Genomic DNA, 19,530 nt, shown 5'->3' on the forward strand with positions numbered 1-19,530 from the left:
ATGAGCCGTTTACCCAGAACCCCCAACTTCGCCCCCACCGCCCTCGCGGTCGCCATCAGCCTGATCTCGGTCAGCCTGCACGCCGCCGACCTGCCCACCGGCGGCAATATCGTCGGTGGCTCCGGCAGCATCAGTCAGGATGGCAACAGCCTGAACGTGCAACAGAACAGCGACAAGCTGATCACCAACTGGGACAGCTTCGACATTGGCGCGGGCCATACGGTCAACTTCTACCAGCCGGGCAGCAACTCGGTGGCGCTGAACCGGGTGATTGGTGAAGACGCCTCGGCGATCTACGGCAACCTCAATGCCAACGGCAAGGTCTTTCTGGTCAACCCCAACGGCGTGTTGTTTGGGCAGGGTGCAGCGGTCAATGTGGGGGCGCTGGTGGCCTCGACCTTGAGTCTCAGTGATGAAGACTTCAATAACGGCGACTATCAGTTTCAGGGTGACGGCAACAACGCCGCGGTCATCAACCACGGCACCCTCAATGCCGACCAGGGCGCAGTCGCCCTGCTGGGCGGGCAGGTCAGCAACCACGGCATTATTCAGGCCAATCAGGGCACCGTGGCACTGGCCGCCGGCGACAAGATCACCCTGGACTTTGCCGGTGACGGTCTACTCAACGTGACCGTGGATGAAGGCACCCTGAATGCACTGGTAGAGAACCACCAACTGGTTCGCGCCAACGGCGGCCAAGTCATCATGACTGCCAACGCCACCAACGCCCTGCTGCAAACCGTGGTCAACAACACCGGGGTGATTGAAGCACAAACCCTGGACAACCAGAGCGGCACCATCGTGCTCAAGGGTGGCTTTAACGGCGGCACGGTCAATGTGGCCGGCACACTGGATGCTTCTGCACCCGAATCCGGCGACGGCGGTTTTATCGACACCTCCGGCGCCCACGTCAAAGTTGCCAACGGCACCCAGGTCACTACCAAGGCCAACAACGGCACCACCGGTGAGTGGCTGATCGACCCGACTGACTTTTACATTACCGACAGCAACGACCCGCAAACCGCCAGCGGCATTGGCGCTGCGACCCTGAGCGCCAATCTGGAAAACAACAACGTTACCCTGGCCACCGTCGACGACGGCACCGAGCCCGGCGATATGTACGTCAACGGTGAGCTCAGCTGGGATGCAGCAACCATTCTCGAGCTGAGAGCCCATCGCAATCTGCATATCAATAAAGCAATTACTGCCGTTAACGGCCATCTGCGCTTGAATGCAGCCAGTGAGGTCACCGCCGACGGCGCGATTGATACCGCCAGCTTCGCTCTCTTGCGCGGCACTTGGAAGCAGCTCGGGCCCGAACTACCTGATTTTGATACCGGCATCTTTTACATTTCAACAGCAAACTCCACCTTTATTCGCGCTATAGGTGGAAGTGGCGCGACCACCGATCCTTATCAGTTGACCGATATTTATGGTGTGCAGGGCATTGCGTCTCACAACCTACTCACCAAGAGTTTTGTCCTGGCCAATGACATTGATGCCAGCGGAACCATTAACTGGGCTGGCGGCGCAGGTTTTGTCCCGATTAGTGATAATTACAACTACTTCACCGGAAACTTTTCTGGCCAGGGTCACGTCATTCGCGACCTGTATATTTTTCGGCCAACCTGGACCAACGTGGGGTTATTCGGCAGAGCAGACCCGGGATCGAGCATCAGTAACGTTGGGCTGGAGAATGTAAACATTGTCGGTGGATCTTATGTTGGCGCTCTTGCTGGGTACAACGCCGCCAACATTTCCCAGACCTATGCGACCGGCACGGTCACGGGCCGTGGCGATAGAGTGGGAGGTCTGATTGGCAGCACAGCATATGCGCCCAACATCCTCAACTCATGGACCGACGTCACCGTCAGCGCCACTGGCAGCCAAGTAGGGGGGCTTGCAGGAAGAACGAGTGGAGGCGTAGTTGCCAACTCCTTCGCCTTGGGTGACGTGACAGGCCATGACATGGTCGGCGGTCTGGTTGGTAATGCAATCAGCAAGTACTACGGAAACTATGCCTCCGGCAAAGTTACAGGATGGAGCGAAGTAGGCGGCCTACTCGGCAGTTTCGCTGGGGGCAGTCCCGGCGATTACGACCTCGCCAACTCCTACGCCACCGGTGATGTCATTGGTTCAGGCGACTCGGTTGGCGGTCTGATCGGCTGGAACTCATTGAAAGTTAGTAACGCCTACGCAACGGGCAACGTAATTGGCAGAAATTATGTTGGCGGCCTGGTCGGTCAACACAGTGCTCGCCAAGGCAACAGTTACCTCACTATCGAGTCGGCCTACGCCACCGGCACCGTCCAGGCCAACACCAGCGACGTCGGTGCTCTGGTGGGCAAGAGTGATGCGGCCATCACCGTATCCTTTTTCAATCAAGACAAAAACCCGCTATTGGCTGCCGTCGGATTGGGCTCCAGTGACGGCACGACCAGTCTGACGACTGCCCAAATGATGGATCTCGACAGCTTCAGCACCGCCTGGGGCTCAGCGATCGACGCCGATGGCGGGACCGGCAGCGTCTGGCGCATCTACGATGGCTCCACTACCCCACTGCTGCGCAGCTTCCTGACGCCGCTTACCATTGACGGCGGCAATACCACGGTCACCTACAACGGGTTGGTGCAGACAGGACAGTGGACGGCCAGCGCCGAGTACGACGCCAATTTGCTTCTGGGCAATGAGATCGTTGGCAAGAAAAATGTCGGTAGCTATGAGCTGGATCTAGGGGGGCTTTACTCCAGCCAGCAGGGCTATGACCTGGTTGTCAGCAATGGCACTCTGACCATCAACAAGGCTAAGGCCACCGTCACCGCCAACAGCGGTACCACCACCTACAACGGCACCGAGCAGAGCCTCAGTGGCTTTACTGTTGATGGGCTGGTTAACGGTGAAGATGAAAGCGTGGTCACCGGCGTCACCACCAGCGGTGGCAAGGGCACCAACGCCGGTAGCTATGTGCTTACGGTCGGCGGCGGCAGCGCCGACAACTACGAGCTGAGCTTCGTCAACGGCACCCTGACCATCAATAAGGCTAAAGCCACCGTCACCGCCAACAGCGGTACCACCACCTACAACGGCACCGAGCAGAGCATCAGTGGCTTTACTGTTGATGGTCTGGTTGACGGTGAAGATGAAAGCGTGGTGACTGGCGTCACCACCAGCGGTGGCAAGGGCACCAACGCCGGTAGCTATGTGCTCACGGTCAGCGGCGGCAGCGCCGATAACTACGAGCTGAGCTTTGTCGACGGCGCACTGACCATCAACAAGGCCAAAGCCACCGTCACCGCCAACAGCGGCACCACCACCTATAATGGCACCGAGCAAAGCGTCAGCGGCTTTACCGTCGATGGGTTGGTTAACGGCGAAGATCAAAGCGTACTGACTGGCGTGACCACCAGCGGCGGCAAGGGCACCAACGCCGGTAGCTATGTGCTTACGGTCAGCAGCGGCAGCGCCGATAACTACGAGCTGAGCTTTGTCGACGGCGCACTGACCATCAACAAGGCGCAGGCCACCGTCACCGCCAACAGCGGCACCACCACCTATAACGGCACCGAGCAAAACGTCAGTGGCTTTACTGTTGACGGCCTGGTCAACGGTGAAGATGAAAGCGTACTGACTGGCGTGACCACCAGCGGCGGCAAGGGCACCAACGCCGGCAGCTACGTACTGACCGCCAGCGGCACCGACGGCAACTACGAGCTGACCTTTGTCGATGGTGCACTGACCATCAACAAGGCCAAAGCTACCGTCACCGCTAACAGCGGTACCACCTCCTACAACGGTACCGAGCAGAGTGTTGATGGCTTTACCGTCGATGGGCTGGTTAACGGCGAAGATCAAAGCGTACTGACTGGCGTGACCACCAGCGGCGGCAAAGGCACTAACGCCGGTAGCTACACCCTGACCGCCAGCGGCAGCGATGGCAACTACGAACTCACCTTTGTCGACGGCACCCTCACAATCAACAAAGCGCAAGCCACCGTCACCGCCAACAGCGGCACCACTACCTACAACGGCACAGAACAGAGCGTTGATGGCTTTACCGTAGAGGGGCTGGTTAACGGCGAAGATCAAAGCGTACTGACTGGCGTGACCACCAGCGGTGGCAAGGGCACCAACGCCGGTAGCTACACACTCACCGCCAGCGGCACCGACGGCAACTACGAGCTGAGCTTTGTCGACGGCGTCCTCACCATCAACAAGGCCCAGGCCACCGTCACCGCCAACAGCAGCACCACTACCTATAACGGCACCGAGCAAAACGGCACTGGCTTTACTGTCAACGGGTTGGTTAACGGCGAAGACCAAAGCGTACTGTCTGACGTCACCGTCAGCGGTGGCGGACGCAACGCCGGCAGCTACGTATTGACCGCCAGCGGCACCGACGGCAACTACGAGCTGACCTTTGTTGACGGCACCCTGACCATCAACAAGGCGCAGGCTACCGTCACCGCCAACAGCGGCACCACCACCTACAACGGCACCGAGCAGAGTGTTAGTGGCTTTACCGTCGACGGGTTGGTTAACGGTGAGGATGCCAGTGTGCTCAGCGGTGTCACCACCAACGGCGGCACGGGCACCAACGCTGGCACCTACGTATTGACCGCCAGCGGCAGCGACGGCAACTACGAGCTGACCTTTGTCGACGGTGCCCTGACCATCGATCGCAAGACCATCACCGCCGACATCCGCGCCCTGGACAAGCTGTTCGACGGCTCGCTCGCGGCAACCCTCGAAGGCGTATTGAACGGCACCATCAGCGGTGACGACGTTGCGCTGCAGCTCAGCGGCCTGTTCGCCAGCCTCAAGCCGGGCGAGAACCGTGTGCTGGTGGATGCCTCACTGACCGGTGCTGACGCGGGCAACTACCAACTGGTCGCCCCGGATTCGGTAACGGCCAGTCTGCTGGGCTTTGTGCAGACCGAAAACTACCAATCGGCCAATGTGAGTCAGCCGCCAGAATCACGCCAGTTGAGTGCACCGGGTGACGCCGGCTACGTGCTCGACATTGATGATGACGCACTGCGCCTGACAGCCTCCGGACAGTAAACGGCAAGGGTATCGGGCCACTGTGGGCCGATACCCAGAGCGCTTGCTGCAGCGCAACCACCGTGCAGCCACCGTGAATTAGCTCTTTTTAGCGCCCGTTACGATCACCGCCAGTCAACCCGGGGCCCTGCACTGCCCATAGGCAGCAGTAATCGCTTCTCGGTAGTGGCCGGCGACAGAAAGGATTAGTCTGTCGCTAGAAAGCTGGCCATGACGACAGGATGAGATGAACGGAATCGTGAACGATCTTCTGCTGAGTAATCAGCAGGCTCTGCACTTGGGGATCGCCCTGCTGCTGGGTGCCGTGATCGGCATTCAGAGGGGCTGGCAGGCGCGCAACAGAAAGGCGGGCGAGCGCATTGCCGGCATTCGCACCTTTGCCCTGGTTGGCCTGTTTGGGGGCATCAGCGCCTTGCTCGCAGAGGAAATAACCATCTGGGTGCTGCCGGCAGCAATGCTGTCACTGACAGCAATTACGCTGGTGGCTTTCAGTCATCAGGCACGTCAGCAAAACACCTTCAGTATCACCAACCTGATTTGCCTGCTGCTGACCTTCAGTTACGGCGCGGTGACGATTGCCATCTCACCCGCGCTGGCGGCCGCCGCCGCCGTCATCACCGCGATTATTCTCGATAATCGGGAGGAGATTCACGGCCTGCTCAACCGCCTGCAGGAAAAAGAGCTGGATGCCGGCCTGAAACTGCTGCTGATTACCGTGGTCATGTTGCCACTGCTGCCCAACAGGGGCTTCGGGCCTGGCGAAGCGCTGAACCCTTACAACATCTGGATTATGGTCGTGCTGATCGCCATGATCTCGTTCATCGGCTACTTTGCCGTCCGTGTTGTCGGGACCGCCAAAGGCATTCTGTTCACCAGCCTGTTTGCCGGACTCAGCTCCTCCACCGCGCTGACCTTGCACTATGCCAAGGCGTCGCGTTCGGCCGATGAGCTTAGCCCGCAACTGGCTGCGGGTATTCTCATTGCTTGTGGCACCATGTTCCCGCGGATTCTGGTGTATTGCACGCTGCTGAATCAGGCACTGCTGCCCGTGCTGCTGGGGCCTGTACTGATCACCGTACTGTTTATTTATGCCCCTGCCCTGCTGCTCTGGTATCAGCATCGAGACGCACTTGCCACAGAGCAGCCCACGCTGAACAAGAACCCGCTGGATCTCAGCTCGGCACTGATGTTTGGCGCGCTCTTGGCCGGCATCCTGCTGCTGGCTGAACTGCTCACGCAATGGCTGGGCGACGAGGGTGTGCTGATATTGTCGGTGGTATCCGGCCTTGTGGATGTGGATGCGATCACCCTGGCCATCGCCCGCCTGTCTCTGGGGTCATTGGATCAGGATACTGCGGTCATCGCCATACTGCTGGCAGCCCTCAGTAACAGCATGATCAAGGCAGCGATGGCACTGGTATTCGGCACCCGCGGTCTGGGGCTCAGGGTGGCGGTTCCCATGACCATCGCCGTTGGCGCAGGGGTACTGACCGCCTGGCTGCAGTCAGTCATGAGCTGAGGCGGCGAACTGACAGCGGTCCCGGCGGGTAAGACCCTGTCAACTTGCTGGATATGACGTTACGCCCGACCAAAAGAAAACCCCTGGCCGCCATAACAACAAGGGGTTTGCTTCATACGCTCACGTACAGGAAATTATCCAAATAAAAACAATGCCTTATATATAAAGACAACGAAAATACCACGCACAGATTTTTATAATCTTGGCATTAAAATGCAGTGTCACCCCACAGAAGCTAGAACTGGTTATGACAGCACTCAATTGTAAAGCGTAGCGTTACGAGATACACTCCAGCCCCATGATCACAGGATTCCAACATAAAGGGCTAGAAGCCTTCTACAAGACTGGAACGACCCGAGGCATTCAGGCGGCACATGCGGCCAAACTAAGTCGCATCCTGGCGTTACTGGACGTTGCCGCTGGCCCAGACGACCTCAACATTCCTTCATTCAAGTTACACCAGTTGAAAGGTGAGCTGAACGGGTACTGGTCAATTAGGGTAAACGGCAACTGGCGTGTGACCTTTCGGTTCATTGGAGTGGATGTCGAATTGGTCAATTACGTCGATTACCACTAGGGAGAATAAACCATGATGATGAACCCTCCGCACCCCGGCGAACTTCTGCGGGAAGACGTTATTGCTGAGCTGGGCCTATCCGTCAAGGAGACGGCTGAGCGACTAGGCATGTCCCGTGTAGCTCTGTCCCGGGTACTGAACGGCCGAGCAGCGATCAGCCCTGACCTTGCGCTTCGCTTAGAAATGGCAGGCGTGAGCACAGCCCGAGCCTGGCTCGCCATGCAGGTGAACTATGATCTGGCCCAAGCCAGGCAACACCCGCAACCACCGATCAAGGCACTGCAACCAGTTGGTTGATGCCTTAAACCAGCGTAAAAAGACATCACAACACCGTACCGGAAAGGTCAGGTGCTGCACTCAGATTTTGCGACGGCCTGATGAAATTAAAAAGGCACCTAAGCGCCTTTTTAATTTACTTACCAGGTAAACCGATCACTCCCACTCGATGGTCGCCGGCGGCTTGCTCGAGACGTCGTAGGTGACGCGGGAGATGCCTTCGATTTCGTTGATGATGCGGTTGGAGACCTTCTCCAACAGCTCGTACGGCAGGTGCGCCCAGCGAGCTGTCATGAAGTCGATGGTTTCTACCGCACGTAGGGCAACCACCCAGGCGTAACGGCGGCCATCGCCGACCACGCCAACCGACTTGACCGGCTGGAACACGACGAACGCCTGGCTGGTCTTGTGGTACCAGTCGAAGTTGTGCAGTTCCTGGATGAAGATGTGATCCGCCAGACGCAGCAGGTCGGCGTACTCCTTCTTCACTTCACCGAGGATACGCACGCCCAAACCCGGACCCGGGAACGGGTGACGGTAGACCATGTCGTAGGGCAGGCCGAGTTCCAGACCAATCTTGCGCACCTCGTCCTTGAACAGTTCGCGCAGCGGCTCGACCAGTTCAAAGGCCATGTCGTCCGGCAAGCCGCCAACGTTGTGGTGCGACTTGATCACGTGGGCCTTGCCAGTCTTGGCGCCAGCCGACTCGATCACGTCAGGATAGATGGTGCCTTGGGCGAGGAACTTCACGTCCTGCAGCTTGGTCGCTTCGGTATCGAACACTTCGATGAAGGTGCGGCCGATGATCTTGCGCTTCTCTTCCGGATCGGCAACCCCAGCCAGACGGCCGAGGAACAGGTCTTCGGCATCAACGCGGATGACCTTCACGCCCATGTTCTCGGCGAACATGGCCATGACCTGATCCCCTTCCTGATGACGCAGCAGACCGTTGTCGACAAAGACGCAGGTCAGCTGATCGCCAATGGCCTTGTGCAGCAGGGCAGCGACGACGGAGGAATCGACACCACCAGACAGACCCAGCAGCACCTTGGAGTCGCCTACCTGTGCACGCACGGTGGCAATGGCGTCTTCAACGATGTTGGCCGGCGTCCACAGCGCTTCACAGCCGCAGATGTCGAGTACGAAGCGCGACAGGATACGACCGCCCTGCTTGGTGTGCGTCACTTCCGGGTGGAACTGCACGCCGTAGTAGCCGCGCTCGTCGTCAGCCATCGCCGCGATCGGGCAGCTTGGCGTGCTGGCCAGCACGTGGAAGCCTTCCGGAATCGAGGTGACCTTGTCGCCGTGACTCATCCACACATCCAGACCAAGCACGCCGTCGGCGTCCACGTGATCTTCGATACCGTCCAGCAGGCGCCCCTTGCCGACCACATCGACACGGGCATAGCCAAACTCGCGAACGTCGGAACCTTCGACCTTGCCACCCAGCTGCTCGGACATGGTCTGCATGCCGTAGCAGATGCCGAATAGCGGTACGTTCAGATCAAATACCGCCTGCGGGGCGCGCGGGCTGTCGGCGGCGTGCACCGACTCCGGGCCACCGGCCAGGATGATGCCGCGTGGTGCAAAGGCGTTGATGTCCTCGGCACTCATGTCCCAGGGATGGATCTCGCAGTAAACGCCGATCTCGCGCACCCGACGGGCAATGAGCTGGGTGTACTGGGAACCGAAGTCCAGAATCAGGATGCGGTGAGCGTGAATATCATGCAGGGACATGGAATTTCCTCAGAAAAAGTAAGCTACAAGCGCCAAGCCGCAAGCTACAAGTACACGCCGTACTGCTTGCAGCTTGAGGCTTTCAGCTTGCCGCTGGCGGGTTGAGCTGCGCTCAACCTACCCGATAGTTCGGCGCTTCCTTGGTGATCTGCACGTCGTGTACGTGCGACTCACTCATGCCTGCGCCGGTGATGCGAACAAACTCGGGCTGGGTGCGCATCTGTTCGATGGAGCTGGAGCCGGTATATCCCATGGAAGCACGCAGGCCGCCCATCAGTTGATGGATGATGGCAGCCAGTGCGCCCTTGTAGGGTACGCGGCCTTCAATGCCCTCAGGCACCAGCTTCTCGGCGCCGGCGGCGGAATCCTGGAAGTAACGGTCTGCGGAGCCACCGCCAGCGTTGGCCATCGCACCCAGCGAGCCCATGCCGCGGTAGGCCTTGTAGGAACGGCCCTGGAACAGCTCGACTTCGCCCGGCGCTTCTTCGGTACCGGCGAACATGGAACCCATCATCACAACGGACGCGCCAGCAGCGATAGCCTTGGCCAGATCACCGGAGAAACGAATACCGCCGTCCGCGATCAGCGGCACGCCGGTGCCTTCCAGTGCGGCAGCCACGTCAGCAATGGCAGAAATTTGCGGTACGCCAACGCCGGCAACGATACGGGTAGTACAGATGGAGCCCGGGCCAATGCCCACCTTGACGGCATCCGCGCCGGCGTCAGCCAGTGCCTTGGCGGCAGCGCCAGTGGCGATGTTGCCGCCGATCACCTGAATATCCGGGAAGTTCTGTTTGACCCAGCTGACGCGGTCGATCACGCCCTTGGAGTGGCCGTGTGCGGTATCAACGATGATCACATCAACACCGGCAGCCGCCAGCGCTTCAACGCGAGCCGGCGTTTCCGGGCCGGTGCCGACAGCGGCGCCAACCAGCAGGCGACCCTGATCGTCCTTGGCAGCGTTCGGGTAGGCACGGGCCTTTTCGATGTCCTTGACGGTCATCATGCCCTGCAGGCGGAAGGCGTCGTCAACGATCAGCACTTTCTCGATGCGATGAATGTGCAGCAGCTGACGCACTTCGGAAGCGGCGACACCTTCCTTGACGGTGACCAGTTTGTCCTTGGGTGTCATTACGTCGCTGACCAGCGCATTCATGCGGGTTTCAAAGCGAATGTCGCGAGCAGTGACGATACCGACCAGATCACCGTTGGACAGCACCGGCACACCGGAGATGTTGTTCTGGTGAGTCAGTTCGATCAATTCGGCAACGGTAGCGCTGGCGTCGATGGTGATCGGGTCACGGACCACACCGGATTCGAATTTCTTGACCTTGCGGACTTCGGCGGCCTGCTGCTCGACGGTCATGTTCTTGTGGATGATGCCCATGCCACCTTCCTGCGCCATGGCAATTGCCAGACGGGCTTCGGTGACGGTATCCATCGCAGCAGACAGCAGCGGGATGTTCAGTTCGATACGACGGGTCAGACGGGTCTTGAGACTCACGTCCTTGGGCAGGACCTCGGAGTATCCGGGCACCAGGAGAACGTCATCAAAGGTAAGTGCTTCTTGGCGAATACGCAGCATAGCAGGCTCCCGAGCGGGAAAAATGGAAGCGCGCCATTATACCTATCACCCCGGTCACACTCAATTGGATTCGGCATGCTAAATCACCACAGATACCGGCTGCGGGACGCTGCCCGGGCTGCCGTCAACGCGGCATTGAATGCACCTGAATTTATCGCCAGCCTGCTAGAATGCGCCCATGAACGACGACGCCCTGTTTCAGAAGCTGACCGCCGAGCCGGATGTGCTCAGCGTCAGCCAACTCAACGCCCGCGCCAGACAGCTGCTGGAAGACGTCTTCCCGCGTATCTGGGTCGAGGGCGAGCTGTCCAACCTGTCGCGCCCCAGCTCCGGACACATGTACTTCACCCTGAAGGATGACCGCGCGCAGATTCGCTGTGCCCTGTTCCGCCAGAATGCCGCCCGGGTGCGACTCGCGATGCGCGACGGGCAGCAGATCCGTGCCCGCGGCCGGGTCAGCCTGTATGAAGGTCGCGGTGACTATCAGTTGATCGTCGACAGTGTCGAGGCGGCCGGTGACGGCGCGCTGCGCCAGGCTTTCGACGCACTCAAGGCCAAGCTGCAGGCCGAGGGCCTGTTCGTCAGTGAGCGCAAGCGGCCATTGCCCGCACATCCGACCCGGATCGGCGTCATCACCTCTCCGAGCGGCGCCGCCGTGAGGGATATCATCAGTGTCTTCGGCCGCCGTGCACCTTTTATCGAGCTGGTGATCGTGCCCGCTGCGGTGCAGGGCCGCGAGGCGGCGCCGCAGCTGGTCAAGGCGCTGGAGCGGGCTGACCGTGCCGGCTTCGACGCCATTATCCTCAGCCGCGGCGGCGGCTCGCTGGAGGATCTCTGGCCGTTCAACGAGGAAAGTGTCGCGCGCGCCCTCGCCGCCTGCCAAACGCCGACCATCAGCGCGGTCGGCCACGAAACCGATTTCTCCATCAGCGACTTTGTGGCCGATGTGCGCGCCCCGACTCCGTCGGCCGCGGCCGAGTTGCTCAGCCCGGATCGGCTGGCTCTGCTGCGTCAGGTCGAGCAACTGCAGCGCCGCCTGCAGCAGCGCCTGAGCGAGCGCCTGAGCCGCGCACGCCTGCAACTCGATGGCCTGCGCCGGCGCCTGCGCCATCCCGGCGAACGCCTGGCCCAGCAGGCTCAGCGACTGGACGAACTGGAAATGCGCCTGCGCCGTGCGCTCGACAATCGACTGCGCCAGCGCAGCGATCGCCTGCAGCACCTGCAGACACGGCTGAATACCCAGCATCCGGGCCGTCGCCTGCAGCGCCTGCATGAACAGTGGCAACAGCTCGACCAGCGCCTGCCGCGCGCCATGCAACAGCAATTGAAGCAACAGCAGACCCGCCTGCAGCAACAGGTGCAGGCGCTGCATCTGGTCAGCCCGCTGGCCACCCTGGGGCGCGGCTATAGCATCCTGCTGGATCAGCAGGGCAAGGCGGTGCGCAGTGCTGGCGACACCCGCCCGGGCCAGCGCCTGACTGCCCGCCTGCACGACGGTACACTCGCGGTGGAAGTCGTAAAAGACGAACCCCATACTCTCTCGCTGCTGGACTGATCCATGCTCGGTAATCGATTGCGCCGCCCGCTGGCGGTACTGCTTCTCACCGCCTTCAGCCTGCCCGCGCTGGCCGATGGTTTTATTACCCGGCTGCTCAACAAACCGGTGCCCGGCGGCGTTGCTGTAGTGGTGCTGCCCGAGCAAGCCGAGGCGCCGCGGGCGACCTTTCAGGGCAAACCGCTGCTGACCATCCGCGAAGATGGCCAGCGCTGGATCGCCATCGTCGGACTGGGCCTGGATGTACCGGCCGGCCAGCAGCAAATCGATCTGGCGGACGGTCGCCAGCTGGCATTCAATGTCGGCTCACGCGAGTACACCCAGCAACACATCACCCTGAAGAACCGCAGTCAGGTCAATCCGGATCCGGCGCAACTGGCACGTATTGAGCGTGAGTTGAAGGAGCAGACCGATGCCTACGCGCATTTCAGCCCGCGCCAGCCCAGCAACCTGCTGTTCGACCGTCCGGTGCCTGGCCGCCAGTCCAGCCCCTTCGGTGTACGCAGGTTCTTCAATGGCGAGGAACGCAATCCGCACTCCGGCCTCGACTTCGCCGCCGGCACCGGCACGCCGATAAAGGCGCCCGCTGCCGGCCAGGTCATTCTGGTGGGTGACTACTTCTTCAACGGCAAAACCGTCTTCGTTGACCACGGCCAGGGGCTGATCAGCATGTTCTGCCACCTGTCAGCCATTGACGTGGCCGTGGGTCAGGAAATCCCCCGCGGCGGCGTTCTCGGCAAGGTGGGTTCTACCGGCCGCGCTACCGGCCCGCACCTGCACTGGAATGTCAGCCTGAATGGCAACCGGGTTGATCCGACGATTTTCATTGGCACCTACCAGCCTTGAGCCCGCCCGGAAACGGGCGCGCAAAGATCCGGCAAAATTCGCGCCACAGCGACAATAAAAACCAACATTTATTCACCAAAAGGTGATTCCTGCCAATTTTTTTCAACTTGTTGCAACTCAAAACCTCAGACATTACCTTCTACTGCAACGAACTCTTATCTGCCATTGCCTCAGGCCTTCACAAGAGGCCGGCCAGCCCAGGGAAACCCAGACCATGAGCATGCTCAAAGACCCGTCCAGCAAGTACCGCGCGTTCCAGCCGATCAACCTGCCCGACCGCCAGTGGCCCAGCCGCACCATTACCGAAGTACCGGTCTGGTGCAGCTCCGACCTGCGTGATGGTAACCAGTCACTGATCGAGCCGATGGATCCGGCGCGCAAGCTGCGGTTCTTCAAGACGCTGGTCGCTGTAGGGCTGAAGCAGATCGAAGTTGCCTTCCCATCTGCCTCGCAGACCGATTTCGACTTCGTGCGCACGCTGATTGAGGATGGCCATATCCCGGAAGACGTCACCATTCAGGTGCTGACCCAGGCCCGCGCCGATTTGATCGAACGCACCTTTGAGTCCGTTCGCGGTGCCAAGAAGGTCATCATTCATGTCTACAATGCGACCGCACCGAGCTTCCGCCGCATCGTATTCAAGCAGGACAAGCAGGGCGTGACCGATATTGCCGTCAACGCCGCCAAGCTGATCAAACAGCTGGCCGCCGAGCAACCAGACACCCAGTGGACCTTCCAGTACTCACCGGAAATCTTCACCTCAACCGAACTGGACTTCGCCGTCCAGGTCTGTGATGCCGTGCTCGACGTCTGGCAGCCGACGCCCGAGAACAAGGTGATCCTCAACCTGCCGGCTACCGTCGAGGTCTCCACTCCGAACATTTACGCCGACCAGATCGAATGGTTCTGCCGCCACATCAGCCGCCGCGACAGCGTGCTGGTCAGCCTGCACACCCACAACGATCGCGGCACCGGTGTAGCCGCGACCGAGCTGGGCCTGATGGCCGGGGCTGACCGCGTCGAAGGCTGCCTGTTCGGCAACGGCGAGCGCACCGGTAACGTCGACCTGGTCAACGTGGCGCTGAACATGTACACCCAGGGTCTGCATCCGGGGCTCGACTTTTCCGATATCGACGCCGTGCGCAAGGTGGTCGAGGAGTGCAACCAGTTACCGGTTCATCCGCGCCACCCGTATGTCGGCGATCTGGTCCACACCGCCTTCTCCGGTTCGCACCAGGATGCGATTCGCAAGGGCTTTGCCCAGCAGGACCCGAACGGCATTTGGGAAGTCCCCTACCTGCCGATCGATCCGGCTGATATCGGCCGCAGCTACGAGGCGGTCATCCGCGTCAACAGCCAGTCCGGCAAGGGTGGTATCACCTATCTGCTGGAACAGGAGTACGGCATCAGCCTGCCGCGCCGCATGCAGATCGAGTTCAGCCAGGTGGTTCAGGGTGAAACCGATCGCCTTGGCCTGGAGCTGACTGCAGCGCAGATTCACGGTTTGCTGGAGAAGGAATATCTGCAGGCAACCAGCCCGTATGCGCTGATCCGTCACCGCCTGCAGGAAGAAAACGGCACCAGCGCGGTCGACGTCGAAGTGCTCAATCAGGGTAATACCCTGCATTGGCGCGGTCTGGGCAAGGGCCCGCTGGAGGCATTGGTCGCCGGTCTACCGGTTGCCGTGGAGATCATGGATTACCACGAGCACGCCATCGGCTCGGGCACCAACGCCAAAGCCGCGGCCTACGTTGAAGTCCGCCTAGACGGCGGTCGCCCGGTACACGGTCTCGGTATCGACGAGAACCTGACGACCGCCAGCTTCCGTGCTCTGTTCAGCGCACTCAACCGGGCACTGCGTCAGGCCGAGGCACAAGCCGCCTGACCCTGAATCCGCAGGGCATCGTCCTGCGGATCAGCCTTCTGCACCGGCAGCGCTCTGCTGCCAGTGCTCTCTCCCCCAGCTGCACATCGCCGCCAGTACCGGCTGCAAACTCGCACCGTGCTCGGTAATCCGATACTCCACCCGTGGCGGCACCTCGGCAAACACCGTGCGACTCACCACGCCGTCGCGCTCCAGCTCACGCAACTGCTGGGTCAACATCTTCTCGGTAATACCCGGCACCAAACGCTTCAACTCCGAGAAGCGCTGCGGGCCCTGAATGATGTGGTAGGCCAATACAGCCTTCCACTTGCCGCCGATCACATCCAGCGTGACTTCGATAGGCGTCGAGTAGGTCTTGTCGCCACGCACCAATCGCTTGCTCTCGGCGATACGCAACTGCTCTTCGGTCATCTTATGATTACCTTTTGGTAAGTGACTGCCAAAATCGTACGTACTTGCCAAAAGGAATGCCACCCCCATAATGGCCGGCATTGGTAATTCACCGATGACTGAATCCGGGAGACACCCATGTCCAGCAATACCCTGTTTCAACCCGCTCGCCTCGGCAGCCTTCAGCTGCCCAACCGCGTGGTAATGGCCCCGCTGACCCGCCAACGCGCCGCCCAGCCCGGCAATCTGCCCCACGCTCTGAACGTCGAGTACTATACCCAACGCGCCAACGCAGGCCTGATCATCAGCGAAGGTGTGCAGATCAGCCCCGAAGCACAGGGCTACGCCTGGACGCCGGGCATTCACAGCCCCGAGCAGATTGAAGGCTGGAAGGCCGTGACCGAGTCGGTACACGCCGCTGGTGGTCGTATCTTCCTGCAGCTGTGGCACGTTGGCCGCATCTCGCACACCCTGATTCAGCCCAACGGTCAGACACCGGTTGCCCCGTCGGCTATTGCCGCCAAGGCGGAGGTCTACGTTCAGGAGCCGGACGGCAGTCATCATAAGGCCGTGGCATCAACCCCGCGCGCCCTGGAAACTGCAGAGCTGCCTCAGGTGGTGGAAAGCTACGCCCAAGCGACCCGCAACGCACTGCAGGCCGGCTTTGACGGCGTAGAGATTCACGCTGCCAACGGCTACCTGCTTGACCAGTTCCTCTGCTCCAACAGCAACCAGCGCACCGATGCGTATGGCGGCAGCGTCGAAAACCGGGCCCGTTTGGTACTCGAAGTCGTCGATGCAGTGGTCGCCGCCGCCGGCGACGCCGGCATCGTTGGCATCCGCATTTCTCCGCTCGGCACCTTCAACGGTGTTGAGGACGCCAACCCGCTGGAAACCTTTACCTATCTGCTGGAGCAGCTGAACAGCCGAGGCCTGGCCTACGTCCACGTCAACAAGCCGGACTGGGCGGGTGGCAGTTACGAGGGTTTCGACGAGTTGCTGGCCGCGCTGCGCAAGGTCTACAAGGGCGACTTTATCCTCGCTGGCGGCCTGGATGGCGAAAGCGCCTCCGCCGCAATCGACAGCGGTCTGGCGCAGTTTGCGGCGTTCGGGCGCCCCTACATTGCCAACCCGGACCTTGTCGCACGGCTGCAGGCCGGCGCGCCGCTCAATCAGGTCAACCCGCGCACGCTGTACGGCGGCGGCGCAGAAGGCTACACCGACTATCCGGTGATAGATGCCTGAATAGTGCAATTGCAGGGGGATGAGCACGCGGTACCACCCGCCTGACGGACGCGACATGTCGCGTCCCTACGAATGCAACGACCTCCTCCACCCGCAGGGCCACGGCATGCCGCGGCTGTGCGGCTGCCGGGAGCAATGGATGCCTGAATAGCAGGCACAAAAAAGCCGGCGTCAAGCCGGCTTTTTCATTTGAGCAGGATCAGCGCTTGTCCTTGCTCTTCTTCTTCATCTTCTTGTTGTGACTCATCAGGCGGCGCTTCTTGTTCACCTGACGCTCGGTCAGCGTGTTCTTGCGATCGGCGTAAGGGTTGTCACTGCCCTTGTACTCGACACGGATCGGCGTACCGGTCAGCTTGAGCACCTTGCGGAAGGTGTTCTCCAGGTAGCGGGTATAGGAGCGCGGCACCGCGTCGACCTGATTGCCGTGCACCACGATAATCGGCGGGTTGGAGCCACCGAGGTGGGCATAGCGCAGCTTGATGCGGCGGCCATTGACCATTGGCGGCTGGTGCTCGCTGACGGCATCTTCCAGAATCTCGGTCATGCGGCGTGTCGGAATCTTGGTCATCGCAGCCTGATAGGCCTGATCCACTGACTTGTAGAGCAGACCGACACCACTGCCGTGCAATGCAGAAATAAAGTGGATGTCAGCAAACTGGGCGAAAATCAGCCGGCGCTCCAGTTCGGTTTTGACGTATTCCTTCTCTTCCTGCTTCATGCCGTCCCACTTGTTGACGGCAATCACCAGAGCACGCCCCGCTTCGAGTACAAAGCCCAGCAGGTGCAGATCCTGCTCGACAATCCCTTCCCGGGCATCGACCACAAAGATCACCACGTTGGCGTCCTGGATCGCCTGCAGGGTCTTGATTACCGAGAACTTCTCGATGGCCTCGAACACCTTGCCGCGACGGCGCACCCCCGCGGTATCGATCAGCGTGTAGGGCTTTTCAAAGCGCTCATAGGGGATATAGATACTGTCACGGGTAGTTCCCGCCTGATCGAACACCACAACCCGGTCTTCGCCGAGCATGCGGTTGACCAGCGTGGACTTACCTACGTTGGGTCGGCCGATAATCGCAATCTTGGTGCCGATCGGCTCAACCACGCGCCCTTCTTCACCCGTAACCTGCAGGCTCTCGTCGTTGAGTACCGCGTCCAGCATCGGGTTGATATTGCGGCCGTGCGCGGCGGCAATACCCAGCGGCTGGCCCAGGCCAAGGTTGGCGAACTCGCCCAGGATGGCATCCGGATCCGCGCCATCAATCTTGTTGGCGATCAGATAGGTGTGCTTGTTGCGCTTGCGCAGGTGCTCGGCAATCTGCTCATCGCCTGCGGTACGACCAGCGCGCGCATCGACCAGAAACAGCACGGCGTCGGCTTCTTCGATAGCCTGCAGAGATTGACCTGCCATCATCAGATCGAGGCCTTGCTCGTCCCCGGTGATACCACCGGTATCGACCACGATATAGGGTTTGCCCTGCCAGACTGCCTCGCCGTATTGACGGTCGCGGGTCAGGCCGGCGACGTCGGCAACAATAGCGTCACGACTCTTGGTCAGACGGTTGAACAGGGTGGATTTGCCGACGTTCGGCCGCCCCACGAGAGCGATGACAGGAACCATGATTACTCCGCGCACAGATGCTGTGCAAAAAAACAAAACGGCCGTTACACCTGACTGTGTAACGGCCGGGAAAGTATAACCGCTTTTCGGCCTACTTCAGCTTGTAGGCTGCCAGATCGCCGCTATTGCCGTAGACGAACAGCAGATCACCGATCACCAGCGGGCTGGCACGCAGACCGTCGCCATCGACCTTGACGCGACCGGCCATGCGACCGTCAGTCTGGGCCAACAGGTGCAGATAGCCTTCGAAGTCACCTACCGCAACATAGTTGCTGAAGGCAACCGGTGCCGTCAGCTGGCGGCGAGCAAGCGATTCGTTGCTCCACAGCTCGCGAGCACTACCGGCGTCAAGCGCCTGCACGGTGCCGCTGGTTTCACTGACATACACACTGCCGAAGCCCGCGCCGGGACCAACATAGCTGGAGGCCGGATGCTCCCACAGCGGCTGCCCGGTCTGGGCATCCAGTGCGGCCACGCTGCCCTGATAGGACACAACATAAAGGCGCTGATCAACCAGCAGCAGTTGGCCGTCGATGTCGACCATACGCTCCAGCTCGGAACGCCCCTTGGGCTGCGCGACGCGCTGCTCCCAGAGGGGAATGCCGGTATCGGCTGCCAGCGCAACGACCTTGCCGCTGGCCATGCCGGCGAAGACCTGACGCACGCCAACGATCGGCGTGCTGTGGCCGCGCACGGTCAGCACCGGCAGCGAGGATTCATAGATCCAGCGACGCTCGCCGCTGCTGATATCCAGGGCAACCAGTTTGTCATCCTGCGTCTGCACGACGACCACGTCTCCGTTGGTCTGCGGCGGCGCCAGCACTTCGCTGGAAGCCTGCGCGCGCCACTTCTCGCTGCCGTCGTTCTCGTCCAGGGCGATCACCTGACCATCGAGGGTACCGACAATGACCAGACCACCGCCGGCACCAACAGCACCAGACAGGGGCGCCTTGAGTTTGACTTCCCACTTCTCGTCGCCATCTTCGCGATTCAATGCGACAACCCGCCCTTCGGCGTCGGCAGCGTACAGGGTCAAACCATCAAGGGCCGGGGTCAGGTTGTTGTACAGATCGCCCTGACCTACGCCGATGTTGCGCTTCCAGACACGGTCCAACTGAACCTCGGCATCAAACTTTTCCAGATCGGCCGGAGGCAATTCCTTCTTGCCGGAGCTGCTGCAACCGACCATCAATGCAGCGGCCAGACCCAGCACCAGATAACGGGACATCACTT

13 protein-coding genes are annotated in these 19,530 nt (G+C 60.5%); 8 read left to right on the forward strand and 5 right to left on the reverse strand.

Going from position 1 to position 19,530, the window contains the following annotated elements; genetic code table 11:
- From O5O48_RS01645 to O5O48_RS01660, 4 genes are all read left to right on the forward strand, one after another.
- Complete coding sequence (locus O5O48_RS01645; protein WP_269687986.1) at nucleotides 1–5,061, forward strand: beta strand repeat-containing protein; 5,061 nt, start codon at nucleotides 1–3, stop codon at nucleotides 5,059–5,061.
- 238 nt (nucleotides 5,062–5,299) lie between these two features.
- The gene (locus O5O48_RS01650) at nucleotides 5,300–6,580 is read left to right on the forward strand and encodes an MgtC/SapB family protein (protein ID WP_269687987.1); all 1,281 of its coding nucleotides are present in this window, start codon (nucleotides 5,300–5,302) and stop codon (nucleotides 6,578–6,580) included.
- A gap of 298 nt (nucleotides 6,581–6,878) precedes the next feature.
- A complete protein-coding gene (locus O5O48_RS01655; RefSeq protein ID WP_088274748.1) occupies nucleotides 6,879–7,157 on the forward strand; it encodes a type II toxin-antitoxin system RelE/ParE family toxin in 279 nt (92 codons plus the stop codon).
- 12 nt (nucleotides 7,158–7,169) lie between these two features.
- A complete protein-coding gene (locus O5O48_RS01660) occupies nucleotides 7,170–7,454 on the forward strand; it encodes a HigA family addiction module antitoxin (RefSeq protein WP_088274746.1) in 285 nt (94 codons plus the stop codon).
- A gap of 135 nt (nucleotides 7,455–7,589) precedes the next feature.
- Here the strand turns inward: O5O48_RS01660 and guaA are convergent, their stop codons facing one another.
- The gene (gene guaA / locus O5O48_RS01665) at nucleotides 7,590–9,170 is read right to left on the reverse strand and encodes a glutamine-hydrolyzing GMP synthase (protein ID WP_269687988.1); all 1,581 of its coding nucleotides are present in this window, start codon (nucleotides 9,168–9,170) and stop codon (nucleotides 7,590–7,592) included.
- A gap of 112 nt (nucleotides 9,171–9,282) precedes the next feature.
- On the reverse strand, nucleotides 9,283–10,755 hold the full coding sequence (gene guaB / locus O5O48_RS01670) for an IMP dehydrogenase (protein ID WP_269687989.1): 1,473 nt from the start codon (nucleotides 10,753–10,755) through the stop codon (nucleotides 9,283–9,285).
- A gap of 178 nt (nucleotides 10,756–10,933) precedes the next feature.
- Here guaB and xseA point away from each other — a divergent pair, with 178 nt between their 5' ends.
- From xseA to leuA, 3 genes are all read left to right on the forward strand, one after another.
- Nucleotides 10,934–12,310 (forward strand): exodeoxyribonuclease VII large subunit, encoded by a 1,377-nt coding sequence (gene xseA, locus O5O48_RS01675; RefSeq protein WP_269687990.1) that lies wholly within the window; start codon nucleotides 10,934–10,936, stop codon nucleotides 12,308–12,310.
- Nucleotides 12,311–12,328: 18 nt separating this feature from the next.
- Nucleotides 12,329–13,156 carry a peptidoglycan DD-metalloendopeptidase family protein gene (locus tag O5O48_RS01680; protein ID WP_228247728.1) on the forward strand — a complete coding sequence of 276 codons (828 nt, stop codon included), beginning with the start codon at nucleotides 12,329–12,331 and terminating at the stop codon, nucleotides 13,154–13,156.
- A gap of 214 nt (nucleotides 13,157–13,370) precedes the next feature.
- Complete coding sequence (leuA, locus tag O5O48_RS01685; RefSeq protein ID WP_269687991.1) at nucleotides 13,371–15,041, forward strand: 2-isopropylmalate synthase; 1,671 nt, start codon at nucleotides 13,371–13,373, stop codon at nucleotides 15,039–15,041.
- 30 nt (nucleotides 15,042–15,071) lie between these two features.
- On the opposite strand, the gene O5O48_RS01690 is transcribed toward leuA, so the two are convergent.
- Nucleotides 15,072–15,452 (reverse strand): winged helix-turn-helix transcriptional regulator, encoded by a 381-nt coding sequence (locus O5O48_RS01690; protein WP_228247724.1) that lies wholly within the window; start codon nucleotides 15,450–15,452, stop codon nucleotides 15,072–15,074.
- 117 nt (nucleotides 15,453–15,569) lie between these two features.
- Between O5O48_RS01690 and O5O48_RS01695 the strand changes: the two genes are divergently transcribed.
- Nucleotides 15,570–16,676, forward strand: coding sequence for an alkene reductase (locus O5O48_RS01695; RefSeq protein WP_269687992.1), 1,107 nt, complete (start codon nucleotides 15,570–15,572; stop codon nucleotides 16,674–16,676).
- Nucleotides 16,677–16,875: 199 nt separating this feature from the next.
- Here O5O48_RS01695 and der read toward each other — a convergent pair whose 3' ends face one another.
- On the reverse strand, nucleotides 16,876–18,297 hold the full coding sequence (gene der, locus O5O48_RS01700) for a ribosome biogenesis GTPase Der (protein WP_228247491.1): 1,422 nt from the start codon (nucleotides 18,295–18,297) through the stop codon (nucleotides 16,876–16,878).
- Nucleotides 18,298–18,388: 91 nt separating this feature from the next.
- Nucleotides 18,389–19,525: an outer membrane protein assembly factor BamB gene (gene bamB / locus O5O48_RS01705; protein WP_228247513.1), complete on the reverse strand. Its 1,137-nt coding sequence runs from the start codon at nucleotides 19,523–19,525 to the stop codon at nucleotides 18,389–18,391.
- Nucleotides 19,526–19,530 lie beyond the last annotated feature (5 nt).

Source organism: Halopseudomonas sp. MFKK-1, from assembly GCF_027474385.1.
Taxonomy (GTDB): Bacteria; Pseudomonadota; Gammaproteobacteria; order Pseudomonadales; family Pseudomonadaceae; genus Halopseudomonas; species Halopseudomonas aestusnigri.